The organism is Pseudoalteromonas sp. MSK9-3 (assembly GCF_003590335.1).
Lineage (GTDB): Bacteria > Pseudomonadota > Gammaproteobacteria > Enterobacterales > Alteromonadaceae > Pseudoalteromonas.
On the sequence record NZ_MIET01000055.1, the window covers coordinates 59,757 to 85,387 of the forward strand.

Consider the following 25,631-nt stretch of genomic DNA (forward strand, 5'->3'; position numbering starts at 1 on the left):
TGGTCTCCTAAGAATGTTCATAAACAACGACGCGATTACGCCCTTGCTGTTTTGCTTGATACAGTGCTTTATCGGCAAAGTCGGTAAATAGTGTCGGGTTTTTGCTATTTCTGGCAATGGCGCTATGAATACCGGCGCTGATTGTCATAGTCAGGGTATGTTCGCCGACGGTGAGCTGGAATTTCTCTAAATCAGAACGAATAAGTTGAGCCAGTTCAATAGCGCCTTCCGCGTTAGTATTTGGTAAAAGTAACACGAACTCTTCACCGCCATAACGAAACACTTCATCATGGGGGCGCTTTAGGTGCTGTTGAATTTGTTCTGCCACGGCACAGATTGCTTGGTCGCCAACGAGGTGACCATAGGTGTCATTAATTCTTTTAAAGTGGTCAATATCTAACATAACCACACTCAAAATCGTCTGCTCTCGACGTGAACGCCTCACCTCCATCATGACTCGTTTATCAAAGTAACGGCGGTTTTTGACTTTTGTTAGTGCATCTTCCATATTGAGTTTTTCAAGCGCACGGTTCTTTTCTTCTAATTCACGTAATGTAACTTGTAACTCAAATGTGCGTTCATCAATACTGGACTCTAAGTCCTCTTGCGCTTGTTCTTGTAGGTGTAAGCGTTCTTTTAACAGCGCATCAGCCGCTTTACTTTGAGCAAGCTTAGCTTGTTGAGCTTGAATTTTACTGTCACGTTCGCTGACGTACTTTCTCATCAGGGAGTAGGTCAAAACGATACTCGTGAGCAGATAGCATAAGTACGTGATAGGTCTATCTAATAAAGCACCTGAAAGCAGACCTAGCTCAAAACACAGTTGATAAGCAATCGCAATCACTAAGGCACTGAAGAGGCTCACATGTGCATAACGCAGTGTCGCGCCTTGACGGTATCTGATCAGGGCAACTATCCAATACCCTAATGCCAATATAAGGCTAAAAATATAAGCACTAAGTAGTGCCACTTCGATTGGCATAAACAGCAGTGATAATGCTAATAATGTGGCAATGCTCCAAAGCCACTTCAATGGCTTTTGATAGGATGTTAGCTGCGTGCTGTTGAGTAAAGTTTGACTAATAAAAGAGGTGAAGAGTAAGCAGCTATAGAGTACTAAAATAGGTTGTGCATATTGCTGAAGCCACTGCCAATTACCATAAATATACCGATAGCTAAACCCATAAAGGTGTACATTGAGCAACCAAATAATAGTGATGATAAAGCCGGCCGATAGGAAGTACTTCTTCCGGGTGAAGGAATAGACGGTAAAGTTACTGAGCGCCATGGCAAGCATAAAGCCCGCTAATATACCGTATATAAGATTAAACTTACTTTTATATTTCAGATACTCAATGGGGTGCCACAGGCTTAACGGTATATTTAATGCGCCATGGTGCTGAATTTGCAAATAGATCACACCGCTACTTTGTGCTGGTAAATCAACAGGGACCAGCTGTGCTTCATGTTTAATAGGACGCTGCATCAGCGGGAGGGAATCTCCCAAATCAAGCGTGAGTAATGAGCGGTTGTGTAATTGAATAAAGGCACTGATCTTATCGAGTAAGTTGTTATCGATACTAAGTAAAAGCGGAAGCTCGATTTGACTGGGGTTATTAAGTGAAATTTTCAGCCAAACGTAATCGGTAATGGGTCCTAAATTAAGAACCCCACTGGTATTATTCTTCCAGTTAGGTGATGACGCGAGTAACTGTTCGACGTTTTGACTGTTATTGACCACGTATTTAAAAGGCAGCTCTGACTGTTTTTTAAAATCACCTTGTAGCTCTAAGGCAATGAGAGGTGAGATAAACAGGCACAAGTATAAAGTAAGTAGCCGTAGCAATATCATCTATCTTTTCCAGCTAGAAATAAGCGGTTAAAGTTTTCTACACTGATGTTAGCGATATGTTCAATTGTTTGACCGCGTAATTTTGCGACAGTGTTGGCTACTTCATGAATAAACATAGGTTCGTTACGACGAGACTTAGGTTTTGGAGATAAGCTACGAGGCAACAAGTAGGGTGCATCTGTTTCTAGGAGCAGCTTATCATCAGGGATAAGTGGTACTAAAGATTGTAATTCAGCACCGCGACGTTCATCACATACCCATCCGGTAATGCCAATATATAAGCCATAATCGAGGTAGAACTCCAGTGCTTCTCGATTGCCAGTGAAGCAATGTAAAACGCCCTTCACTGAGGTGTTTTTTAAGTGTGCTTTCATGGCTGAGAATGCATCACGTTCATGCAGATAGACGGGCATTTTGGTTATCTTGGCAAGTGCGAGATGTTGTTCAAATACACTTTGCTGTATAGCTCTAGGCGAAAAATCTCTATTGAAATCAAGCCCACACTCTCCAATGGCAATAACCTCCTTTTGCGTTAAGAGCTGTTGGATTTGGGGAATAAAGTCATCAGTTGCTTCTTTAGCATCATGTGGATGAACCCCAGCAGTACTGACAACGTTAAACTCTTGGGCAAGTGCTAAGCTGGCTTGGGAATCACTCACATTGCTGCCAATGAGAAGCATGTTTGAAACGCCAGCTTCTTTTGCTCTAGCAACAATATCGCTGCGCTTATCATCATACTGTGAATTGGTTAAGTTAACCCCAGCGTCAATAAAGTTGTGGGCCATTAGATAGCTCGTTTTACTTCACACTGCGATATGCAGCGAGCGTTAAAGATAAAGTGTTTTGTGCTATGCCTTTGTTCATTGCTCATGTTCCACTGTGTCTGCTTTCTTTGAATAGAAGATAGCCAGCACCAACCCCAACTCAAATAAGAGCAGCATCGGTAATGCTAGCAAGGTTTGCGAAAGTACATCGGGTGGCGTTAAAAACATAGCAATAACAAACGCACCAACCACAATATAAGGACGTTTTTCCTTTAGGCTTTTAATATCTGTAGCCCCACTCCAACACAAAACCATAATAGCGACAGGGATTTCGAAAGCAACGCCAAAAGCAAAAAACAATTTAAGGGCAAATGCGAGGTAGCTACTAATGTCAGGGGAGAGGGTCATCATTTCAGGCCCTACGCTTGTGAAAAAGCCGAGAATGATAGGTAAAACCACAAAGTAACAAAATGAAATACCTGCATAAAATAATAATATACTAGAACACAGGATGGGGATAAGCATACGCTTTTCATGCTTATAGAGGCCAGGTGCGATAAAGCTCCACACCTGATGTAAAATCATAGGCACTGCTGAAAATAAGGCGACGAACAACGTCAGTTTAAAGGGGGCGAAAAAAGGTGCGGTTACATCCGTGGCTATCATCGTGCTATTGGCAGGAAGGTTCGCAACTAAAGGAGCTGCAACAAATGCATAAATATCATTGGCAAAATAGACCAAGGCGATAAATATTACCAAAATGCTTAATATCGCTTTCATCAAACGATTGCGCAGCTCAATTAAGTGACCGATGAAGCCGCTTTGTTGCGTATCTGACATAGTGTACTCATTACTCTAATTGGTCACAGAGGTTACTCTTTACCTGACTGCTTAGTATTATTCTTATAGCTATGCTGTACAGATTCAGCTGCTTTTTGAAGTTCCTCGACAGACTGCTTTACCGTTGATGATAAGTCTGCCATGTTTTGCTCTTCCGCTTTTTTTAAGTTGCTGTGGAGTTCATGAACACGCAACTCTTCATTTACTTCCGCTTTTACTGAGTTAGCCATGGATTTGATGGTTTTAATCCATCGACTAACTGTTCTGATCGCGACAGGTAAACGCTCTGGGCCAAGTACAATCAAACCGACGATTAACACAACGGCTAATTCCCACATTCCCATGACGGTTAAACCTTATCCTTTTGCTTCTCAGCTGCTTCTTGCTGTTGTTGTGTGGTTTGGTCTTTTAACTGCTCGGGTGCTTTGTTGTCTTCATCAGAGACTGCTTTTTTAAACCCTTTTACAGCATTACCTAAATCACCACCAATACCGCGTAGCTTTTTTGTGCCAAATAACAAAACTATGATGGCTAAAACAATTAATAGTTGCCAAATACTTATCCCGCCGAAACCCATATTTACTCCGTTGATAATGAACTGTAGTTGTTAAAAATGATTATACGCTGAGTGTATAAAATATCATCCTGTTTTACGCCATGCGGCGATAAATAACCCTGTTGATACCAGCATTGTTAAGCTGGCCGCCATTGCATCATTTGCTAAGTACAACAAACAACTGGTGATTGTTGTACTGCATGCCAACATGCCTAAGAGCATCTGCTTTGTATTTGACTTAGGGGCTGGTGCTGTGACTTTACGATTACTTTGCTTCAGTGTTTGGTAAAGTAAATCAGGTAGCTCTGGCATTTTCTCTGCCCAGAATGGCAAGTTTGCATACACTTGCTTAAGCACTGACCAAGGGCCAACTTGTTCTTTAACCCATTGCTCTAAAAAGGGTTTTGCGGTTTGCCATAAATCAAGCTGTGGATAGAGCTGCCGACCTAACCCTTCTACATACAGCAAGGTCTTTTGAAGTAAAACCAGCTGAGGTTGCACTTCCATATTAAAGCGTCTTGCGGTGTTAAATAGGTTTACTAATACATGACCAAAAGAGATCTCAGCGAGCGGCTTATTAAAAATAGGCTCGCAAACAGTTCGAATCGCAAATTCAAATTCTTCAACACATGTATCAGCGGGCACCCAGCCTGAATCAACATGAAGCTGTGCGACTTGTCGGTAATCACGATTAAAAAAGGCAATAAAGTTTTCAGCTAAATAACGCTTATCTTCTTTATTTAAAGTACCCACGATCCCGCAGTCAATGCCGATGTACTTGGGGTTATGGGGGGTGTGAGGTGAGACAAAAATATTACCTGGATGCATATCAGCATGAAAAAAGCTGTCGCGAAAAACCTGAGTGAAAAATACTTCAACACCACGCTCAGCTAAGAGCTTCATGTTGGTTCCTTGGGCCAATAGTGCATCAGTGTCTGACACTGGGATCCCGTAGATACGCTCCATGACAAGCACATTTTTACGAGAGTAGTCACTGTATATTTCAGGAATATACAAGGAATCTGAGTCAATAAAATTACGCCTGAGCTGCAAGGCATTAGCACCTTCACGTAGTAAATCGAGTTCATCTAATAATGTTTTTTTATACTCTTTAACTACTTCTATAGGGCGTAAGCGTCTACTTTGGCTCTCTATTTTTACCAATATACTGGCAAACCTTGCCATCAGCGCAAGGTCAGCTTCAATTTGTTGGGCGATGTTAGGCCGTATAACTTTTATCACCACCTCTTTACTGTCAGTCTCTGTATGTAGACGTGCTGTATGTACTTGTGCAATAGATGCTGAGGCCAAAGGGGTTTGATCGAACTCGCTAAAGAGCTCACTAATATCATTGATTTGTAGGGCCTGCTCTATGAGTTGTTGTGCTTGTTTGCCACAAAATGGTTGTACTTTATCTTGTAGTTGTGCGAGCTCTAGTGCGATATCGTGGGGTAATAAATCACGGCGTGTTGATAACATTTGCCCGAACTTTATCCACACTGGGCCCAAAGTTTGTAAGGCAAGTCTTAGCCGCAGACCAAGAGGTTTGTCTTTGTGTTGATTCTTTAGCCAGAAAAGGCTTTTTCTTGCCAGTTTGCCATACCAAGGTTGTTTTTTATCTGGGATCAGGTCGTCTAATCCATAATGCAGCAAAGTACGAGTGATTTGATATAAACGCGCAACAGCCAACGTCGAATTCCTCAGCGATTAAGTAACGAATGAATGCGCTGTTCTAACTGCGCAGTGTGATTTTTTACATGGCGGGTGTGCATTTTAAATTGCTCAAGCTCAAGTGGGTGAATTGTCACTTTTAGTTCGTCTTGGCACAATTGACTCAGTGTATTTTGCAATGTTTTGCTGACCGAGACGCGGTGAACTTTAGCATTTTGAAAACAATTGGCAATTTGCTGAGCAGGGGCATCACCTAAATAACGGGATAGATGTTCAGCCCAGTTAATGTCTAAGTTAGAAAAGGCATTGCTGTAGCTTTGCGCTAATTGCAGATCACCGTCTAAATCGAGTTTATCTTGGCGTATCAGGTGTGTGAGTATACTGGGATTGGATAATTGCATCAGTGTGTCTACGTTTGCACTGATCTTACAATCTGCTGGGTCAGTATACTGATTGAATAGCATAAATTGTTTGCCTGTGTAGGTCAGAGCAATACTCTGTTGCCAATCACGTAATTCAACACACAGCACCTTATGCTTACTCGTGTGTAGTTCAGCATCAAGCTGAGGTTCCAATGAGAGCAAACGATTTAAAGCTGCTTCAAGCGCGGCACATGCAATGACCTCAATCATAATAGCCTCTAGTATTTAAAACCACGATGCAGGGCGACAATACCCCCTGTCATATTTTGGTAGGTAGTTTGTTCAAAACCAGCTTCATCCATCATACCCTTAAGTGTTTCTTGATCTGGGTGCATGCGAATCGACTCAGCAAGGTAGCGATATGATTCGCTATCATTTGCGATCACTTTACCCATCGAAGGCAGTAGATTAAAGGAATAGAAATCATATAGCTTAGACAGTGCTTCATTGTCTGTTTTAGAAAACTCTAACACCAATAGTCTGCCACCCGGTTTTAATACTCGGTACATAGAACGCAGTGCGGCATTTTTATCAGTCACATTACGCAGACCAAAGGCAATTGTGATGACATCGAATGAGTTGTCTGGAAATGGCAAGGCTTCAGCGTTCATCTGAACGTATTCGATATTACCGACTAATCCTAAATCACGTAACTTCTCGCGACCTACTTTTAGCATGGAGTCATTAATATCGCCAAGAATAACCTGCCCGCTGTCTGTTACTAACTGGCTGAATTTTGCCGTTAAGTCCCCGGTACCACCTGCTAAGTCGAGTACTTTATGGCCTTTTCTTACACCTGAACAAGCAATGGCTTGGCGCTTCCAAAGGCGGTGGATCCCAAAAGACATTAAATCATTCATAATGTCGTATTTTGCAGCCACTGAATGGAATACATCGGCGACCATCGATGCCTTTTCTTCACGATCAACAGTTTTATAACCAAAATCAGCAGTATCTTGCGGCGACTCTTTCATTGTTTTCTCTTTTGGGGTGAACACTATGATGTGCTTAGTGTACTTGATCGCGTGACTGACGTGCAATTCATAACCATGTGATTTTGTCTGATTATTGTAAGATTAGTCAGCTAAGAGGGGATGTAGTATTCTTGTTTTAAAATAAGGGCTTTATGTGCGGCTTGAGAGGCTTTTCGCGCAAGCGCTGTAAAGTCAGCTTCATTCTGTTGTTTTACTATCCCAACAGATAACTCAACACTTGGCAGCTCCAGCGGGCTTTTTGAGCTCACGAATTTGAGTTTTTCTACGCCTTTACGCACTTTTTCAGCGATAACTAGCGCGGTATCAGGTTCTATATCCGGCAGTAACACGGTGAATTCATTTTTACCTGTTCGTCCAGGTAAACCACTTTCAAACACATACTTTTGAATCTTCTTGGCTACACGGTTAAGGACAATTTCGCCAATCGCATCGCCATATTTGTCTGAGAATTCATGGATATTCTCTACTTGTATCGCAATAGCACAAATAGACTTTTGTTGCTTTAGCCACTGCTGTGTTTGTTGATTTAAGTAATGACGTTTATACATGCCCGTTTGAAGGTCAATGATATATTGTTTTCTGAGCTTAAGTAGCTGTTGCTGCGTTTTTTGATGGGTGATACGCGCTTTTTTTAGTGTTTCTTTAAAATGAGCATGGTGTTGTAGCAATGCATCGGTTTGCTTTGATAGGAGCTGCAAAGCACGTTTGCTTTGTTTAATATTGTGTTCATCTAAACTGTGTACGCAATGATGCAGCTGTTCTGAAAACTGACTAATATTACGTTGTGAGCTTTGCGTAGAGCTTTGTAATGTAGATAGCATGCCATCTACATTCTTTAACATGGCAGCTTCTTCTTGATGACCCTGATTGATGTGCTCAAAGTAAAGTTGTTCTAAATAGATACTATCGATTTTTTGCCCGCTGTTTAAAATGCGATCAAGTGCTGCATTTAGATCAGGATCAGACTTACTTATATAGGTATAGGTAACTTGGTAGTTTAGTGGCGTCGGCGGTAAGTGATGTTGCTCTAAAAATAGGCAGACTTTTGTCATTTTCTCTTGTGCAACAGCCATGGGGTCATGGAATATCATGTCAATTACCGCAATAATAGGTCAGCTAAAAGTGTGTGTGCAATCTTGATATCCTTGGGCCGTTGCTTAATGTCCCTTCAGTGGGTGCTACATTACTGAGTCACGCTCGTATTTAAAAGCAAAATCGATAGTTTTGAAATAGAAAGTTGAGTTTAATGGGTCTACTTGCTGATTTTACAGCCAACTTGTTATCGTTTGTTTGATTTTTGCACTAATGTCAATTGTGGCGTCTATCGAAATTAGTTGCGGAGAATTGATATGCTTAGATACAGTGCCAGCATATTCTTAGAAAATAAGGTCTTCAAGTGAAACACACTTTAGCAAATTATACGGCAATCGCAGTATTGAGCGTTTGCTTATCTGCTTGCCAGCTCACTCAAACTAATATTGATACACGGTTTACTGAGATAGCAGATCAAATCGAAGCAATGAGAGTCACAGATAATGCATATGCTAAAACAGCGCTTGATGATGCTTTTTTATTACCTGACTTGTCGCCGCAGAGCTTGGCACTTACCTACCAAAAAAACCGCCAGTTACTTAGTCGACTAGATACACTGGCGGTGGAAAATTTAAGCGCCGAAAATAAAATCAACCATACGATATTGCGTGCACAAATCCAAAATGACGTGGATGAGTATGAATTTAATAGTCATTATGTCCCGTTGACCTCTGAGTATGGTTTTCACTCAGGTATGTCATCAATGGTGGGTGGGCATGACTTTTCTAGTAAATCGGGCTTTGAGCTGTATTTACGTCGACTGGCGCAAATCCCGCGCTATTTTTCACAAAATATTGAGTGGATGAAAGAAGGCATGAAGGTTGGCCTGACTCAACCACAGGCAGTGTTAAAAGGCTATGAAGAGTCGATTGCTGTTTTTATCGTGCAAGATGTCACAACTTCTGAATTTTACACGCCATTTTTAGTTAATTCTGCAAACCTTGAAGAGATAGAATTTGCTGAATTACAAACACAAGCACAGCGTGTATTAACACGACAGGTTATCCCGGCTTATCAAGGTTATTTTGATTTTTTCGTTAATGAATATAAGCCGGCTGCACGACAAGAAATAGGTATCTCTGCAACTGAGCACGGTAAAGCGTTTTACATTAACCGCGCACGTCACTATACCACGACATCGATGACGCCACGTGAGATCCATGAATTAGGGCTTCAAGAAGTGGCAAGGATCCGCAGTGAAATGCAGGAGATTATTGATGGTATTGGTTTTGAAGGGACATTTGCAGAGTTTGTTGAGTTCTTGAGAACTGATCCGCAGTTTTATGCCACATCACCGGAACAGTTGTTGAAAGAAGCTGCTTACATAGCAAAAAAAATGGATGCGCAATTACCTAAGTTATTTCATACCTTACCGCGTAGACCTTATGGGGTAGCACCAGTGCCTGCTAGCATCGCACCAAAATATACTACCGGAAGGTATAGTGGTGCTACAAAGGATGATGAAGCTGGGTTTTATTGGGTGAACACCTACGCGTTAGATAAACGACCACTATATGTGCTTGAAGCTCTGACATTACACGAAGCAGTACCTGGACACCATTTACAAATAGCATTGAATGCAGAGTTGGAGTATTTACCGGGTTATCGTCGTAATACTTATATTTCGGCATTTGGAGAGGGATGGGGTTTATACTCGGAATATTTAGGCTTAGAGGCGGGCTTTTATAAAGACCCTTATAGTAACTTCGGTCGCTTAACGTATGAAATGTGGCGAGCTGCGAGGCTAGTCGTTGACACAGGCATGCATATGTTTGGTTGGAGTAGAGAGCGTGCTATGAACTTTATGAAGGATAACAGTGCGCTATCACTGCATAATATAAAAACTGAAACAGATCGTTATATTTCTTGGCCAGGACAGGCACTGTCTTACAAAATAGGCGAGTTAACAATTAAGCGCTTACGTAACGAAGCGGAAGCCGCACTGGGTGAAAAGTTTGATATCCGAGAGTTTCATCATCAAATACTCCGCCACGGTTCGGTGCCTTTGTTCGTGTTAGAAGAGCAGCTTGACCTTTATATTCAAGCACAGTTAGCTAATCAATAGCATAAAAAAACCAGTACGGTGCCTATTACCTAGGCACCGTGCGATGTTAATTAAGCAAGCTCAATAGTAATTGCATGGTTTGTTTTTGGCTGGTACAGCTTGATGAATTCAGGATTAATTGTTCGCCAATAAACAGTGTGTGCTGCGCTACAGCTAAGCGAGCTTGCTCATCCTCGATATTGTCAATATCAGCGACATGTGCGAGCCCAATGGTACGACGAATGAGCTCGGTACCACAATACCCCACGGCATCTTGTATGATACTGCCAACAAAGTATTCAATATAAACTGGATCACGCAATGTCACATCTAGGCTGTGCGCATTGGCTAAGTCTTTCCAGCTTTGTTCGAAAGTAAGTAAACACTCAGCAATACATGATATTAAATAAGTTTGCATTTGACGACGTTGTGGCAAGCTTTCAATACGTGCCTGTTGTGCACAGTAGTTTAATAGTAAGTTTCCAACGAAAGAGCCCAAATCAAAGCCAATTGGACCAAAAAAACCAAACTCAGGGTCAATGACTTTGGTGGTGTTTGCGTCGACAAAGATACTGCCAGTATGCACATCGCCATGTAGTAGTGTTTGCGGTGAGGAGAGAAATTTAGCTTTTAGTTTGGCCACTTCAAGACGAAGATGTGTGTTGCTTCTTAATGCGTTGACACGTTCTGTAAGCGTTATGGGAAAATTATTTCGTTCATGCTGATGATAAGGGTCATCAAAGAAGAGCTCTTCAGTAATGGCACATAATTCAGGATTTAAAAACTCACTGACGAGGGATTTCTTCTTAGCGGGAGTCAGTACGAAATCACTGTAGTTAAAGCTAGTGGTAGCCAAATGAGTGGCAATATCTTTGCTTAATTTAGGAAAGGTCTCACTGTTATTAAGTGCGGTACGAAGAATTGCTAATTGCCCAAGGTCTTCTAAGATTGTGAGCGCCAATTGATTGTTCTGGTGTAATACTTTAACGGTCGTTTCTGGGCAAATAACACCGTGCAACTTTAAAACACTGGCTTCAATACGGGCTCTATCGAGTGTTAAAGGCCAGGATTCACCGACGCAGCGAGCATACGGCAGTGCCTGTTTGAGAATAATACTACGACCTGTACTGTCACTGACTCTAAATACTAAGTTTAAGTTGCCATCGCCAAATTCATAGCAATTCAGTGGGGCCTGTAGGTTGAAGAGCGGGGCTAAAGACGCCACATAGTCGAGCGCCTTTTCACTATCAAAAACAGAGTATTGAGTCATAGGTTATTATCTCAAGTTAATTAAGTGGATAGCATTCTATATTTTTAAGCGTTTAGATGTCTATACATCTTTAGATCTTGATGTAGAATATCAAATGACTTTTATTCAACATGAGACGGCCAATGCAAACATTAGAAGCGCGGAGTTTGAAATATCAAGATGGTGCAGTATGGGTACTAGATCAGTACTTGCTACCTCACCAGAGTAAATGGCATCGCTGTGAGACGGTATCGCATATGCAGTCGTTAATTGTTGAATTAAAAGTGCGTGGTGCACCGTTAATTGGTTTGGCAGCAACATTGCTCGTTGCTTACCTAGCTGAACAAGGTGAGACACATAAAGCGTTAGCGCAAGCGATAGATGACTTGGAAGCAACGCGACCGACAGCAGTGAATCTGATGCATTGTATGAATAAAATGCGCCAAGCATTAAGTAAGCCTAATTATGTATCTGCGCTTGTTGATACCGCTGAAGCATTGTTTTTAGAGGATATTGCACTATGTGATGCGATGGCTGAATTGGGAGCCAGCCTAGTTGAAGCTGGCGATCAACTATTAACTCACTGCAATACCGGCGCACTTGCTACTGCTGGTGTTGGGACTGCATTAGGTGTCATTTATAAAGCGCATCAACGCTATGGGGACATTCATGTTTGGGTCGATGAAACACGTCCTTTGCTGCAAGGGGCGCGTTTGACAGCCTATGAATTAGAAAGTTGGGAAATACCCCATACCTTATTATGTGACAATATGGCAGCTAGCTTAATGGCTGCTGGTAAAGTGGATAAGGTTCTTGTCGGTGCTGATCGTATTGCTGCTAACGGAGACTTTGCCAATAAAGTAGGAACTTATAACTTGGCTGTCTTGGCACACTTTCATAACATTCCATTTTATGTGGTCGCGCCGCGAACAACCCTTGATGTGAATTGTGAGAATGGTCAAGCGATCCCAATTGAGAATCGAGACGATGCGGAGGTACGCGGTGTCAGTGGTAGCTTTGGTAACTGTGAGTGGGCGCCTTCAACAAGTCAAGTTTATAACCCTGCCTTTGATGTAACACCGGCGTTCTTAGTAACAGCCTGGATCCTTGATTGTGGCGTATATGAGTCACCTTTAGCATTGAAAAACGGAATTGCAGTCATGTAAACTGACGGTTAAACAAGACAAGGGTGTGCCATGCAATTATTTTTGAGAATATGTTTTATAGCTTTATTAATGAATAGCTTTGTGTCGGTAGGCGCGAATAATACTATTCCTGTTGAACATTTCAGTAAGGATTTGGCTTATAGCCAGATTAAAATCTCACCAGGAGGGGAGTTTCTTGCTTTTGTATCGAAGGTGGAGGGGAAGAAAAACCTCTATATACTCGATTTAAAGAGTTATAAAATTATTAGTGGGATCAGTTTTACTGGTAATGGGCAGGTTGGAGACTATGTTTGGGCTAATAATGAACGGATAGTAGTCGAGAAACAGTATTTGAGAGGTTGGTCTGCACACCCTGAATATAGGGGGGAGTTAATGGCCATGAACTCTGACGGGTCTCATCAACGTTATTTAGTGGGCTATTTAGGGGAAATGCAAACAGGCTCTGCAATCCGTAAATCAACCCCATTGCGTGGCACGTCATACATTTTAGACAGTCTACCCGATGATAGTAACCATATCTTGGTAGTAACTTACCCATGGCGCATAGTTAAAGAACCAAAAACAGTTGTCTATCGAGTAAATATTCATAGTGGGATACGCAAGAGAGTTGCTGGGTCACCGTCAAAAATGGGGCGTTATTTAACCGATCATCAGGGGAATGTGCGGATTGTTATTTCGACGGATGACTATATCCATCAGTCAATTCATATTAGAGAGAAACGCGGTGAAAAATGGAAACCACTGCCACTGCAAAACACGACTTTACAGGATGTTACCCCATGGTCTTTTGATAAATCGGGAAAGCATGCTTTTATAGCAGCCTCGGAGTCTGGTGGTCCAAAAGGTATTTATAAATTAAATCTTGCAACCGGTGCAACTGAAAAAGTATTTCAAGATAACGAAGTATCGCCGACAAACGTTTGGGTTGATGACTTTACAAAGGAAGTGTTTGCTATTGAATTAGAAGCTGGATATCCCAGCTATGCATTTGTAGATAGTCAGTCCAGAAATAGCAAAAAATTGAAGTCATTATTGGCGACTTTTCCAAATTCTCAGGTGCACTTAGTAAGTACTAGCAAAGATAATAAACGGAGTATCGCTTTTGTCTGGAGCGATAAAAACCCAGGACAGTACTATTTATATGATGAGAATAAAGGCAAACTAACTTTCTTATTTGCACAACGCGGGTGGATTTTAGCGGATCAAATGTCAGAAACAAAGCCGATCAAATTCAAAGCACGCGATGGTATCACTCTTCACGGTTATCTGACGTTACCCAAAGGTAAAGAGGCGAAAAATTTACCATTAGTTGTTATGCCTCACGGTGGTCCTCATGGGCCAAGAGACTATTGGCGTTTTGATGCTGATAGCCAATTATTAGCAAGTAGGGGTATAGCGGTACTTAAAGTGAACTTTAGAGGGTCGGGTGGTTATGGGCGTAAGTTTGAAGTGGCGGGCTATCGACAGTGGGGAAATGCAATTCAGCACGATATTATTGATGCTACACGTTATGTAATCCAATCTGGGTATGCTGATGAGAAAAATATGTGCATTATGGGTGCCAGTTTTGGTGGTTACTCTGCTTTACAAAGTGCGATTATTGAGCCTGAGCTCTTTAAATGCGCTGTTGGGGTAGTCGGTGTATATGATTTACCACTTATGTTTAAAGAAGGGGATGTCGCAGACCATAAATCCGGGCGTAACTATTTATCTCAGGTGCTAGGGACTGATCAGCAAGAGTTGAGCGCGTTTTCACCAAGCTACAATATCGATAAACTGAAAGCACCTGTACTTATAGTGCATGGTGGCGAAGATGAGCGTGCACCAATAGAGCAAGCTGAGTCGTTGATCAAATCATTAAAAGCGGCAGAACACTCATATAAATACATGCTGCTGGAAAGTGAGGGACACGGTTTTTATCAGGAAAAGCACCGCACGGAATATTATAAAACAGTATTAGCATTTCTGGATGAGCATTTAAAACTCTAAATTAGAATGAAAGGCAACGTCTGTTGCCTTTCTTTTTTCAAATTTAATCTATCAGTGGAAATCGCTTTGCGATTTCCGACTCCGTTGACGTGGCAACCCAGCCTTCTTGGTTGTCAAATAATCGAATTGCACTAAACTCCGGGTCGCTACCCATGTCGAACCAATGCGGTGTATTTTTAGGCACGGATATGAGATCACCTTGCTGACATAACACTTGAAAGACTTGTTCATGTACGTGCAAGCAAAATAGTCCTTGTCCTTTGACAAAAAATCGGACTTCATCTTCGCTGTGGGTGTGTTCAAAAAGGAACTTCTCGCGTAATTGTGCTGCATTTGGGTTGCCTTTGGCGAGGCTTATAACATCCACAGTTTGATAGCCCTCGGCTGCTTTTAGTCGAGTAATGTCAGCTTGATAAGCCTCAATGATGTCATCTTGATTCATATCATCTGTAATGTTATGACTTGCCTGCCACTGTTCAAACCTCACACCAATATGACTAAGCTGCTGGGCTATTAGCGCTGGATCATGGCTATCAAAGGTGTGTTGAGCGGGATTATCGTGACGGTAAATAGTAAGTTGGCTCATACGTTGCGACTCATATATTGATTAAAGTCAGTGATGGCATTATGTGCAGGGGATTGCGCTTGACCATCACGCCATAGTTGTAAGGTTGCTAAACCTGCCGTTTTAGCGGCGTCTAATTCTTCGATAATATCACTTAGGAATAGCACTTCCGCTGCGCTATACGGGAGTTGTTCAATAATAGAGTGATATGATTTTGGCTCTTTTTTCCCGCCAATCTTGGTATCAAAATAGGCCTGAAATAATGGCCTCATATCCCCATAATCAGAATATTCAAACAGCAATTGTTGTGCTTTGACGGAGCCTGATGAATACACGTATAAAGGAGTGCCCTCGCGGTGTTGTGTACTGAGAAATTCAAATGCATCAGGATAAATATGACCCGTAAAATCACCATTTTCATAGCCAGCCTGCCATATTAACCCTTGCAATTGCTTTAAAGGGGTGACTTTTTCATCATTTTTTATCCAGTTAAGTAATGCATCAATTATCTCAGGTACGGATGCCATAGGGTTGGCAATGAGCTGTTTTACTGCGTTTAATTGTGTGGCGACTTCAGGAGTATGTTGATGTTTTTCCACAAATTCGGGCAAATGCTTCGCGGCATAAGGAAATAAGACATCTTTAACAAATGATATTCGAGTGATAGTGCCTTCGATATCTGTGATAATGGCTTTAATCATCGTGTACCTTCTAGTTTTATACGTTCAAGTTCGCAAGCAAATAAAAATTCTAACCCTTCGATATGGCGGCGAGTTTCTGCAACGCTATGACCCATCGCATATAGGCCATGGCCACGGATCAATATGCCATGCACAACCGGTGTGGTGGCATGATGTTTGGCGACACGCAAAGCGAGTCTTTCGATATCTTGGTCATTATCAAAAATAGCAATGTGCAAAGGGGTTAAATGACTGTCAATGCCACGGAGTGATTTTTGCATCTCATAGCCTTCGATGTGCAAAGTATCATTGCGAATAAAGCGCGATAATGTTGTCGCGGCAACAGAATGGGTATGGAGCACACATTCCGTGTTTGGACTAAGTTGATATAACATAAGGTGAAGCGCTGTTTCAGCGGAAGGGGCGCCAGTACCAGCGGTGATCTGTCCATCAGCACATAACTCTAAAAAGTGCTCGGGTTCGAGATACCCTTTATGATACCCACTTGCAGTGACAACAAACCCTGAATCAGTTCTTATTGAAAAGTTGCCGCCTGTTGCGGGGACCCATCCTTGTTGGCTTATCCAGTGCCCTGTCTCAATCAAGGCGCTTTTTGCAGCATGATTTTGCATCTTATGTTACCTTTGCGTTATGCATTACAATTCAATTTAGACGGCTATACATCTATTTCGATCATGATAACATCGCTTTTAAGATAGCACTACCTGTGAATATCGAAACCATAAAAGTGGGCTTATAAAGTTAAAGATTGGCATTGGTGGCAATACATCATAGATTCTTGGAGAAGCGCAGTGCGTAGTAAATTACCTAATCTTGGTATGAGTATTTTTAGTAAAATGACGGGGCTGGCAAATCAGTATGGGGCAATTAATTTATCGCAGGGCTTTCCTGAGTTTGATACCCCTGAATTTTTAAAACGCAGACTGGCAGACTATGTTCAGCAAGGAGTTAATCAATACGCTCCTTCAGCAGGTATTGCGCCTTTACAGCAACAAATTAGTGCATTGGTCAAAAGGCGTTATCAGGCGAATATCAATGCTGATGATATGGTAACAGTGACATCTGGTGCCACTGAAGCTTTGTTTGTTGCGATTCAATCGATCACGCGCTCGGGCGATGAAATAATAGTATTTGATCCTGCCTATGATTCATATAAGCCGGCGATTGAGCTTGCTGGTGGTAAGGCGGTCCATGTTGCACTGAGCGCACCAGGTTATATGATTGATTGGGCGGAGGTTAAGCGCCTTATTAATGATAAAACGCGAGCCATTATTATTAATACGCCACATAACCCCAGTGCAAAGACCTTGAAGTTGGCCGATCTAACAAGCTTAAAAAAACTGGTTATTCAGCATGATCTTTATGTGATCAGTGATGAGGTGTATGAACATATTACTTTCGATGAACAGCCTCATTTAAGTGTGTTACGAGATCCCGAATTATTTGAGCGTAGCTTTGTGGTGTCGAGCTTTGGCAAAACCTTCCATTGCACGGGCTGGAAGATGGGCTATTGTATTGCACCAAGCAAATTAACTGTTGAGTTTAGAAAGTTACACCAATACGTGACATTTTCTAGCTTTACTCCCGCTCAGTTTGCCTTGGCTGATATGCTGGCGGAAGAGGGAACCCATGTTGACTCTTTGGCTCAGTTTTATCAACACAAGCGAGACTGCTTAGTGGCGGCATTAGCGTCTAGCCGTTTTCAAGTTTTGCCTAGTGAAGGCACGTACTTTTTATTACTTGATTATAGTCAACTCTCTGAATTGGATGACGTGGCATTTTGTGAGTATTTAGTCAAAGAAATTGGCATTGCGGCGATTCCGTTGAGTGTTTTTTATGACTCGCCGACGGGAGACCGTGTGATCAGACTATGTTTTGCAAAAGAAACTAACACATTACTCGCTGCTGCGGAGAAGTTATGTCAACTCTAACACACAATGGTAGCTCGCAATTGTGCGTGGCATTAGTGCAACAGGACATTGCTTGGTTACAGCCAGAGCTTAATTTTACGCAGCTAGAGATGTTATTAACCAAGCGCTTGAGCGACCACGCTCACCCGGTTGATTTAATTCTGCTACCTGAAACCTTTGCGACAGGGTTTGCGGTTGATTTAGCCGTTGCTGAAGCTCAGCCAGGTCCTATTTTACAATGGCTCATCACTACAGCTCAGCGTTTTCAGGCGGTTATTGCGGGGTCTGTATTGGTAAAGCAAGGTGCAAAACAAGTTAACCGTTTTTACTGGGTACGCCCAGATGGCACCATATCATATTATGATAAAAGACATTTGTTTCGACTTGGCAATGAAGGTGAGTATGTCGAGGCAGGGCAATCCCGAGCGATATTTACCCTTGGTGAGTTCAGGTTTTTACCACAAGTGTGTTACGACTTAAGGTTTCCTGTTTTTCAGCGAAACCGTAATGATTATGATGTCATGGTTAATGTGGCCAATTGGCCAGCTGCCAGACGACATGTTTGGGATACCTTGTTGATGGCCAGAGCAATGGAAAATCAGTGTTATGTACTCGCTTGTAATCGCATTGGCACGGATGGAAAAGGAGTTGCACACAATGGTGGCACCGCGGTCTATGACTTTAAAGGTGAGCCGCTATTACAATCACCTGATGATCAGGCCTGTGTTGAAATTGTTCAATTGCGCAAAAATACTTTGGATGAATTTCGAGCCGGTTTCCCAGCTCATTTAGATGCCGATGAGTTTATGCTGCGTTAACTCGCCGTATTATGCGTCAGCCGTTGGAGGCTGCTCGCGTCGGGCTCTGACAACGCAAAATAACCAAGTAAGCGGCGCATTTCGTTGGCTTGATCCGCCATTTGTTTCGCCGCTGCCATCGTTTCTTCTGTAATGGCGGAGTTTTCTTGGATCAAATCAGTTAAGCGCTGCACCACTAAATCCACTTCAGTGATCGCCTGTTGCTGTGTCATGGTAGATTGATTGATTTTGACGATAGTCCCGTTTACTTTAGAAACCGCGTCTACGATTTGCTCTAATTTGTGACCTGAGCTATTCGCCATTTCGGTACTTTGTTCCACTTTTTCATTGCTGTTTGCGATGATGTTTTTGATTTGCTTCGCTGAAGCGGCGCTTCTACCAGCGAGTTCTCTGACTTCATTAGCGACCACAGCAAATCCTCGACCATGTTCACCTGCTCGTGCTGCTTCAACCGCAGCGTTGAGTGCTAACAAATTGGTTTGAAAGGCTAAAGCGTCAATAACAGAGACAATTTCGTTGATATCCTTACTGGCATTGTTGACTTCTTCAATGGCAACCACGGTATCTTTTGATAGTGTGCCACCTTCCTGAGCAATATCTTGTGCATTGTCTGATAACTCAACTGCATTACTTGATTGTTTCGCCACCGCAGTTATCTCACTTAATATATGACCAGTGCTGGCGCTTGCTTCTTCTAAATTGGCTGCTTGCTCCTCAGTTCGGGCACTGATCTCCGTATTACTGGCCGCAATTTCTCCAGCGCTTTGCGAAACATGATTTGCCGAAAGCTGGATCCCCTCAATAACTTCGGTGAGCTTGCGGATGGTTTTATTCACATCTTGTTTGAGTACTAAAAAGACGCCCTCATAGTCACCAGAGATAGCATCGGTTAATTTGCCTTGAGAAACTGCACTGAGGACATGGGTGACTTCACTGATAGCACCTGAAATAATAGCAATAGACCCATTTACATCTTCTTTAAGTTGTTGCAATTGACCTTGTAACGACAGCTCGATTTTCAAACTAAAGTTGCCCTGACACAGAGCAGCCATGACAGAACTGAGCTCCTCGATAACCTGATTCAGATTTTCAACCGAGTTATTAATATCAATTTTTAGTGTATTGAGCTGCCCTGGCATTACCGAGGTTATCGTTCTGTCAAAGCGCCCGTGGCTAATCGCCATCATCACTGACGAAATCTCACTGACGGCTTTATCAAGATCTCTGATTGAGGTGTTGATATCTTCTTTTAACACGCCTAATTGACCTTGTGCAGGGCACTCTACGCTTTGCTTGAAATTTCCTTTGCTCATCGCGGCCATTACAGTGCTAATGTCTTTAATGATCAGGGCTAGGTTATCGACACTAAAGTTGATGTTTTCTTTTAGCTCATTGAGTTGCCCTTCAAGCGGAATACTAACACGTTGTGAAAAGTCTCCTTGTTTAATTGCCCTCATTACGGTGCTTATTTCGTCAATGGCCCCAGAGACACTGAAAACAGAGTTATTTACGCTATCTTTAAGCTGGCCTAACTTACCCTGGGCTGCAATGGAAACTTGGCCTTTAAAATCGCCATGTTCGACATTTTCCATCACCCCAACAATGGCATTCATGGTGTCGTTAAGTGATTGCAAGGATTGGTTTATATTACTCTTAAGCTTGTCTAAATCTCCAGACATTGGGGCGTTGAGTTGGTGGCTAAACTGTCCTACTGACATGGCTTTCACAACTTGATTTATTTCACCAATGGCAATATCTAAACTATCAGCACAGTGATTGGTGGCTTGCTTGAGGGTTTCAAGTTCACCTTTACATTGGGCTTTTATACGTTTGGAGAATCGTCCTGATGCCATTTCATTCATCACTACATTGGTTTCTGATATAGACTGCTGAAGCGCGTTTAATAGCGAGTTAAAGGCTTGGGCCGATTGCCCAATTTCATCTTGTGACGCGACGGGAGCTCGAATCGAGAAATCACCTTCTTGTTCAACTCTACGCATGGTATTTACTAATGAATGGGCTGGACGAGTGAGTGTACGTGCGAAAAGAAAGGCACTGACAACAATCGCGGTGATAGTGAATAGTAAGACAATAGCGAGTAAGTTCCGTAGCCGAGTGACGGCATAGAAGGCTTCTTGTTTGTCGATTTCAGCAATTAATGCCCACTCGGCACCCATTACTGTAACAGGCATAAAAGCGGATAAGACAGGTTGCCCATTGTAGTCCATGATGAGCTTTTGTCCCTGCTCACCTTGTATTGCACGCTGAAAAGCCTCGGTGTTAATGGCTCCTTTATCTGGGTATTTAAAAGAGTTGATGACCGAATGGTTTTGCGGGTCTAAGTAAGAATCAGAGCGCATCAAACCATCGCTACCGACAAGGTAGGTTTCGCCACTATCACCTAACCCTTCACGTTCGGTCATGATCTGATTTAACGCGTCAATCGAAAGCTGAAAGATTAATGTTGCCTTGGCCTGTTCGCTATTGACCAGTGGCGCGGCAATAAAGCTGGCGGGGGCATTGTATGAGGGTAAGTATTGTTGATAGTCAACAAAGGCATATTGTTCTGGAGAGGTTAAAAGGCGTGCTTGTTGAAACACTTTAGCAAGATTGCTATCAGCATAGGGACCTGTTAGTAAGGAAGTCGCAAAGTCGAGCTCTTTATACACCGAATACACGATATTACCCGTTTCGTTGTCGACGATGAAAATATCATAAAAGTGGTTAATTTCTGCAATTTTCAAAAAATATTCATGATGTCGCTGATGTGTCGCGTCGTACTCGTCATCATGGTTGGTAGCTAACAATTGGGATTTTTCACCCAATGGAAAGGGGTTGTCTGAAATGTAGCGATGTTGTAATGAAATGCCTTCAGCATTCACACTATTTAGTAAGTCGTCAGGTGGCATCACTCCTGGGTTCTCATCGGTAAACTTTTTAGTAAACTCATTATCGTAAAATGACACCAGTCCATCGGGCGTAAATGTACTGCCATCAAGTGAACTGTACGCGTACATAAATTCTTTGGCGGCTGTTTGTGCATAAGGGTTGTGTGCCAGTGCACTCATTTTGTTTTTTACTGCTTTGAAATGACGTTCAACAGCGCTTTTTTTGATTTCTCCGACCGCGCCGAGCTGCGAGTATGCTTGTTCTTGCAGCGCTGTAGATGCATGGTACAACGCCATTGAGATGACAATGGCGATAGGTGCAAGTGCAACAAGTAAAAATGCCACAACGAGCTTCTTGGTCAGGTCTAATGAATGATAGATTGCGCTTATACTGGCCACGGCATGTTCCTTGTCCTAGTTTACTGTGCTCACAAAAATAAGAGCGTTGTAGCAAAGTGTAGAACAGTTCTCGTTTACGTCTAGCAAAAGGGGAGGAAATGTGTGCCGAAATTTGCGAAAAAATAGAGGCGTTAGTGAGATGAAAAAGGCCACCAAAGGCAGCCTTTTTATATTTTAAAACAATTAATTAGTGTTTCCAGTGGTATTTGTGCGCTTTTTCTTCCATGTACATCTGCGTTGCAGGATGCATTTGTGTTTTAGTGCCATTTTCAAAGAAGAAAGGCGCTCGTTTGTTGTCGTAGTTACCTACTTCATTCATGGTTGCTGAATCGTAAATACGGCCATTGATCACGGTGTAAGCGACTTTTTCTGATTGACGAATATCAGTTAATACATCGCCATCAATAATTGCCAAGTCGGCTAATTTACCTGTTTCGATAGTGCCGATGTCATGATCCATACCAAGATATTTTGCGCCGTCAATTGTGCCACTGCGCAGTGCTTCCCATGCACTGAATCCGCCTTGTGCCATCGACCATAGTTCCCAATGTGCCGCAAGACCTTCACGTTGACCGTGTGCCCCGATATGAACGGTGACACCTTCATCACGCAATTGCTTAGCAACTTCAGCAGCCAATATATGGTTGTAAAGTCTTTCTGGTGCTTGGCCTGGACGAATTGCATGCGGCTTAACAATGTATTCAGGTACAAAGCTCATTAAACGCTCGTTTTCCCATACATTGGTGTGCTCGTAGAAGTAGTCTTCCCCTTTTATACCGCCATAGGCGACTACAAATGTTGGGGTAAATCCGACATTACTCTGGCCCCACATTTGTTCTACGTCAGAATAAATATGTGGAATTGGCAATGCATGTTCAACGCCCGTATGGCCGTCGACAATCATATTCATATTATGTTGAAATTTAGATCCCCCTTCAGGAACAACCATAATCTCCATATTTTTTGCGGCTTCTAGCACTTGCTGGCGAGTTTCACGGCGAGGGTGGTTATAACTCTTAACAGAAATTGCACCCGAATCTTTAAGACGTTTTACATGGAATTCGGCATCATCTAGATTGCTGATAGGCGTTTTATACCCTGGTGCGTTACCGGCATAAAGAATACGGCCAACAGAATAAATACGTGGCGCTAACGTTTCACCTGCTTTTGCAAGTTCAGCCATCGAAAACACTTCAGATGAGTTGTTTGATGGATCATGAATGGTTGTTACACCAAAGCTGAGGTTTGAGTATTGGTTCCAGTTTTGTTTTGGCTGTAGGTCGTAGCTACCATAGCTGCCATGGGCATGCGCATCAATTAAACCTGGAATAACCGTTTTACCACTGATGTCCATGGTTTTTGCACCGTCAGGGATCGCGACTTCACCTTGTTTACCCACCGCAACAATGCGGTTCTCTTTGATGATGATCACACCATTTGAGATGATTTCTTGCTGTTTATCAGCATCACGCATCGTCACAACAGTCCCGCCTACGAGCGCGAGTGTACCTTCTGGTTTGTCTGCTTGTTTTTCAAAGCTTAAGTCGATGCCTTGCGCAGTAAGCTCGGTTGGTGTGGTTTTACCTTCGGTCAAAAAGGCAAAAGTATCGGTTAATTTACGTTGATATAAATTAGGACCGAATGCCCACGTAAGCGCGCTACTATCACTCACCCAGTTTAGATAATCACCAGAGTATTTTGATACCTGCTTAACCGGGAAGGATTTAGTCCCTTTATTGATCGTCAGGGTTTTACCGGTACTCGTAAACGGGGCAACAAACGTATTGAAATGCTCAATAAAGGCGACATATTTGCCGTCTGGTGAGACTTTAAAGTCAAAGATGTAATCACCTTTAAAGTGGCTACGTTCTTCTTGGCCGTTTAGGTTTACGCTTTTCAGTTCACGGTTTGTTTCACCCGCAACAGAGAAGAAAACACGGTCAGATGCTGCGCCAAAGTGTGGGTTATCACCTGATTTAACAAGACGCTTGGCGTCGCCACCTTTGCTGCTAACTAGATAAATGCCCGGAGACATAGACCAATCACCATTTAATAAATAACCACCGGTGACTTTCTTATACAAGACTTGCTTGCCGTCAGGTGAAAAGCTAGGTGACACGTAGTGGCCTGGCTGTTGGGTGATGGTTTTTCCTTTTCCGCCTTTGGCTGAGACAACACGAATAGATCCGAGTTCTTTGTCATCCCACGCGGTATATACGATAGATTTTCCATCGCGAGAATAGCTTGGGTAGAATTCAAAGTGATCGGTTTGTGTTGTTAAACGGCGCACTTTTCCAGAGGCAATATCTTTTACATATAAGTAGCCAAGGGCTTGAAAGAGTGCTGTTTCGCCATTCGGCGAAAGTTGTGACCAACGCGCCATTTTTACTTTAAAGCTATCTGGGGCGACATCAACAGCAAACCGTAATGCAGGCGTAATTTGCTTTTCAGCGATGATGCGCGTTGGAATCACTTGTGCCTGTTTTGAGTCGATATTAACAGTGCGGAATACGCCGCCAGCCCAAAATACCAATGATTTACCATCTGGTGTGTATGCAAATGACGGTGTATTACCGTGCGCGCCATTGGCCTCTTGTAAATCTCGGTCTAAGCCTGCATAAATCTCAGTTTCAATGCCCGACTCAAGGTTTTTAATATACAGCGCACTGGCCATAGCTTTGCCGTCATCAACACGTTTTACAAACGCGATAGACTTGCCATCAGGACTTGGTGTCGGACGAATCGCGCCACCCGCACCGCGAATAACCACCTCTTCTTCACCGGTAGCAAGATCCCAACTACGGACTTCAAATACAGTATCAAGGGCATTTTTATTGTATTGCCAGCGCACGCCAGCGGTACCATCTACTGAGTAATAGATTTTTTTGCCATCGATAGAGAATGCTGGCTCAGCGACGTTCTTTTGAGACTTCGCGCCATGCAGACGGTCTCTTACTACAACCCCTTTACCGCCACTAATATGGTACATGCGAATTGAGCCACCAGGGATGGTACGACCGGTTACTTGGCCTTGTTTAACCGCAATGTACTGGCCGTCAGGAGACCAAGCTGGGTTATGCACGATATTATGGCTTTCTTTTGATACTTGTTTTTTGTTTTCGCCATTAATATCCATCACCCATAAATTATCACCACCGGCGCGGTCAGAGATAAAAGCGATCTTTTTGCCGTCAGGAGAGAATTTAGGCTGAATGTTCCAACCCATGTCATTGGTAACAATAGTTGCCTTACCACCAGTAATAGGCATGATATAAATATCGCCCAGCATATCAAATACAACCTGCTTGCCATTTGGACTAACATCTAAGTTACTCCAGGTAGTTTGGTTAGTGTCGATTGTAATGGTTTGCTTGTCACCTGGTGTATTAAGTACATCCCAGCCTTCAGTACTTCTTTGTTCTGCGGCAGGTGTGGTTGCATTTGTGACTTCAGCCAAACTTGACACACTTGTGCCTAATACAGCAAGGCTAATTGCTACTGTCAGTGGTTTTTTGAAAAATGCCATCATGATTTCCATGTTATGGTTATTGGTTGCTCTAATATCGAGTATTAGAGCATATAGTCTTAGAGAATGACGAAATTTGACGAAGATGTCGACTATGCACGATAAATGGCGAGCCGATTGGTTAAAATATAGTCGAGATTTACCCCGTTACGCGTCTGTATATAAATAACACTCGCGTAACGGT

20 protein-coding genes are annotated in these 25,631 nt (G+C 42.6%); 5 read left to right on the plus strand and 15 right to left on the minus strand.

What is annotated here, in order from left to right; translation table 11 throughout:
* Window positions 1–7 precede the first annotated feature (7 nt).
* From BGP78_RS20450 to BGP78_RS20490, 9 genes are all read right to left on the minus strand, one after another.
* Window positions 8–1,852 carry a diguanylate cyclase gene (locus tag BGP78_RS20450; RefSeq protein ID WP_119863135.1) on the minus strand — a complete coding sequence of 615 codons (1,845 nt, stop codon included), beginning with the start codon at window positions 1,850–1,852 and terminating at the stop codon, window positions 8–10.
* On the minus strand, window positions 1,849–2,637 hold the full coding sequence (locus BGP78_RS20455; RefSeq protein WP_119863136.1) for a TatD family hydrolase: 789 nt from the start codon (window positions 2,635–2,637) through the stop codon (window positions 1,849–1,851). Before BGP78_RS20455 ends, BGP78_RS20450 begins: the two co-directional genes overlap by 4 nt.
* 75 nt (window positions 2,638–2,712) lie before the next feature.
* Window positions 2,713–3,456, minus strand: a complete 744-nt coding sequence (gene tatC, locus BGP78_RS20460; RefSeq protein ID WP_119863137.1) for a twin-arginine translocase subunit TatC — start codon at window positions 3,454–3,456, stop codon at window positions 2,713–2,715.
* 32 nt (window positions 3,457–3,488) lie between these two features.
* Window positions 3,489–3,800: a Sec-independent protein translocase protein TatB gene (gene tatB / locus BGP78_RS20465; protein ID WP_119863138.1), complete on the minus strand. Its 312-nt coding sequence runs from the start codon at window positions 3,798–3,800 to the stop codon at window positions 3,489–3,491.
* Window positions 3,801–3,805: 5 nt separating this feature from the next.
* The gene (gene tatA / locus BGP78_RS20470; protein WP_119863139.1) at window positions 3,806–4,033 is read right to left on the minus strand and encodes a Sec-independent protein translocase subunit TatA; all 228 of its coding nucleotides are present in this window, start codon (window positions 4,031–4,033) and stop codon (window positions 3,806–3,808) included.
* 63 nt (window positions 4,034–4,096) lie between these two features.
* Window positions 4,097–5,701: a ubiquinone biosynthesis regulatory protein kinase UbiB gene (ubiB, locus tag BGP78_RS20475; protein ID WP_119863140.1), complete on the minus strand. Its 1,605-nt coding sequence runs from the start codon at window positions 5,699–5,701 to the stop codon at window positions 4,097–4,099.
* A gap of 11 nt (window positions 5,702–5,712) precedes the next feature.
* On the minus strand, window positions 5,713–6,315 hold the full coding sequence (locus tag BGP78_RS20480) for an SCP2 domain-containing protein (RefSeq protein WP_119863141.1): 603 nt from the start codon (window positions 6,313–6,315) through the stop codon (window positions 5,713–5,715).
* Between the two features lie 8 nt (window positions 6,316–6,323).
* Window positions 6,324–7,079, minus strand: coding sequence for a bifunctional demethylmenaquinone methyltransferase/2-methoxy-6-polyprenyl-1,4-benzoquinol methylase UbiE (gene ubiE, locus BGP78_RS20485; protein WP_119863142.1), 756 nt, complete (start codon window positions 7,077–7,079; stop codon window positions 6,324–6,326).
* Between the two features lie 110 nt (window positions 7,080–7,189).
* On the minus strand, window positions 7,190–8,191 hold the full coding sequence (locus BGP78_RS20490; protein ID WP_119863143.1) for a GGDEF domain-containing protein: 1,002 nt from the start codon (window positions 8,189–8,191) through the stop codon (window positions 7,190–7,192).
* 305 nt (window positions 8,192–8,496) lie between these two features.
* Between BGP78_RS20490 and BGP78_RS20495 the strand changes: the two genes are divergently transcribed.
* Window positions 8,497–10,257: a DUF885 family protein gene (locus BGP78_RS20495; protein WP_119863144.1), complete on the plus strand. Its 1,761-nt coding sequence runs from the start codon at window positions 8,497–8,499 to the stop codon at window positions 10,255–10,257.
* 46 nt (window positions 10,258–10,303) lie between these two features.
* Here BGP78_RS20495 and mtnK read toward each other — a convergent pair whose 3' ends face one another.
* Complete coding sequence (mtnK, locus tag BGP78_RS20500) at window positions 10,304–11,506, minus strand: S-methyl-5-thioribose kinase (RefSeq protein ID WP_119863145.1); 1,203 nt, start codon at window positions 11,504–11,506, stop codon at window positions 10,304–10,306.
* A gap of 122 nt (window positions 11,507–11,628) precedes the next feature.
* Here mtnK and mtnA point away from each other — a divergent pair, with 122 nt between their 5' ends.
* Both mtnA and BGP78_RS20510 read left to right on the plus strand, forming a co-directional pair.
* On the plus strand, window positions 11,629–12,651 hold the full coding sequence (gene mtnA / locus BGP78_RS20505) for an S-methyl-5-thioribose-1-phosphate isomerase (protein WP_119863146.1): 1,023 nt from the start codon (window positions 11,629–11,631) through the stop codon (window positions 12,649–12,651).
* Between the two features lie 30 nt (window positions 12,652–12,681).
* Window positions 12,682–14,640 (plus strand): S9 family peptidase, encoded by a 1,959-nt coding sequence (locus BGP78_RS20510; RefSeq protein ID WP_119863147.1) that lies wholly within the window; start codon window positions 12,682–12,684, stop codon window positions 14,638–14,640.
* Between the two features lie 43 nt (window positions 14,641–14,683).
* Here the strand turns inward: BGP78_RS20510 and BGP78_RS20515 are convergent, their stop codons facing one another.
* Genes BGP78_RS20515 through BGP78_RS20525 form a run of 3 tightly spaced genes read right to left on the minus strand, consistent with a single transcriptional unit; the run spans window position 14,684 to window position 16,517 of the window.
* Window positions 14,684–15,226: an acireductone dioxygenase gene (locus BGP78_RS20515; RefSeq protein WP_119863148.1), complete on the minus strand. Its 543-nt coding sequence runs from the start codon at window positions 15,224–15,226 to the stop codon at window positions 14,684–14,686.
* On the minus strand, window positions 15,223–15,906 hold the full coding sequence (mtnC, locus tag BGP78_RS20520; protein ID WP_119863149.1) for an acireductone synthase: 684 nt from the start codon (window positions 15,904–15,906) through the stop codon (window positions 15,223–15,225). The genes BGP78_RS20515 and mtnC overlap by 4 nt, the downstream gene beginning before the upstream one ends.
* Window positions 15,903–16,517 (minus strand): methylthioribulose 1-phosphate dehydratase, encoded by a 615-nt coding sequence (locus tag BGP78_RS20525; RefSeq protein ID WP_119863150.1) that lies wholly within the window; start codon window positions 16,515–16,517, stop codon window positions 15,903–15,905. Before BGP78_RS20525 ends, mtnC begins: the two co-directional genes overlap by 4 nt.
* Before the next feature lie 207 nt (window positions 16,518–16,724).
* Here BGP78_RS20525 and BGP78_RS20530 point away from each other — a divergent pair, with 207 nt between their 5' ends.
* Entirely contained in the window at window positions 16,725–17,837 is a 1,113-nt protein-coding gene (locus BGP78_RS20530; protein WP_259386392.1) for a methionine aminotransferase, read from the plus strand.
* The gene (locus BGP78_RS20535; RefSeq protein ID WP_119863152.1) at window positions 17,825–18,634 is read left to right on the plus strand and encodes an amidohydrolase; all 810 of its coding nucleotides are present in this window, start codon (window positions 17,825–17,827) and stop codon (window positions 18,632–18,634) included. The genes BGP78_RS20530 and BGP78_RS20535 overlap by 13 nt, the downstream gene beginning before the upstream one ends.
* Here the strand turns inward: BGP78_RS20535 and BGP78_RS20540 are convergent.
* Both BGP78_RS20540 and BGP78_RS20545 read right to left on the minus strand, forming a co-directional pair.
* The gene (locus tag BGP78_RS20540) at window positions 18,631–21,921 is read right to left on the minus strand and encodes a methyl-accepting chemotaxis protein (RefSeq protein WP_119863153.1); all 3,291 of its coding nucleotides are present in this window, start codon (window positions 21,919–21,921) and stop codon (window positions 18,631–18,633) included. The two genes, BGP78_RS20535 and BGP78_RS20540, sit on opposite strands and share 4 nt — an antisense overlap.
* A 187-nt stretch (window positions 21,922–22,108) precedes the next feature.
* A complete protein-coding gene (locus BGP78_RS20545) occupies window positions 22,109–25,447 on the minus strand; it encodes an amidohydrolase family protein (RefSeq protein WP_119863154.1) in 3,339 nt (1,112 codons plus the stop codon).
* Window positions 25,448–25,631: the final 184 nt, after the last annotated feature.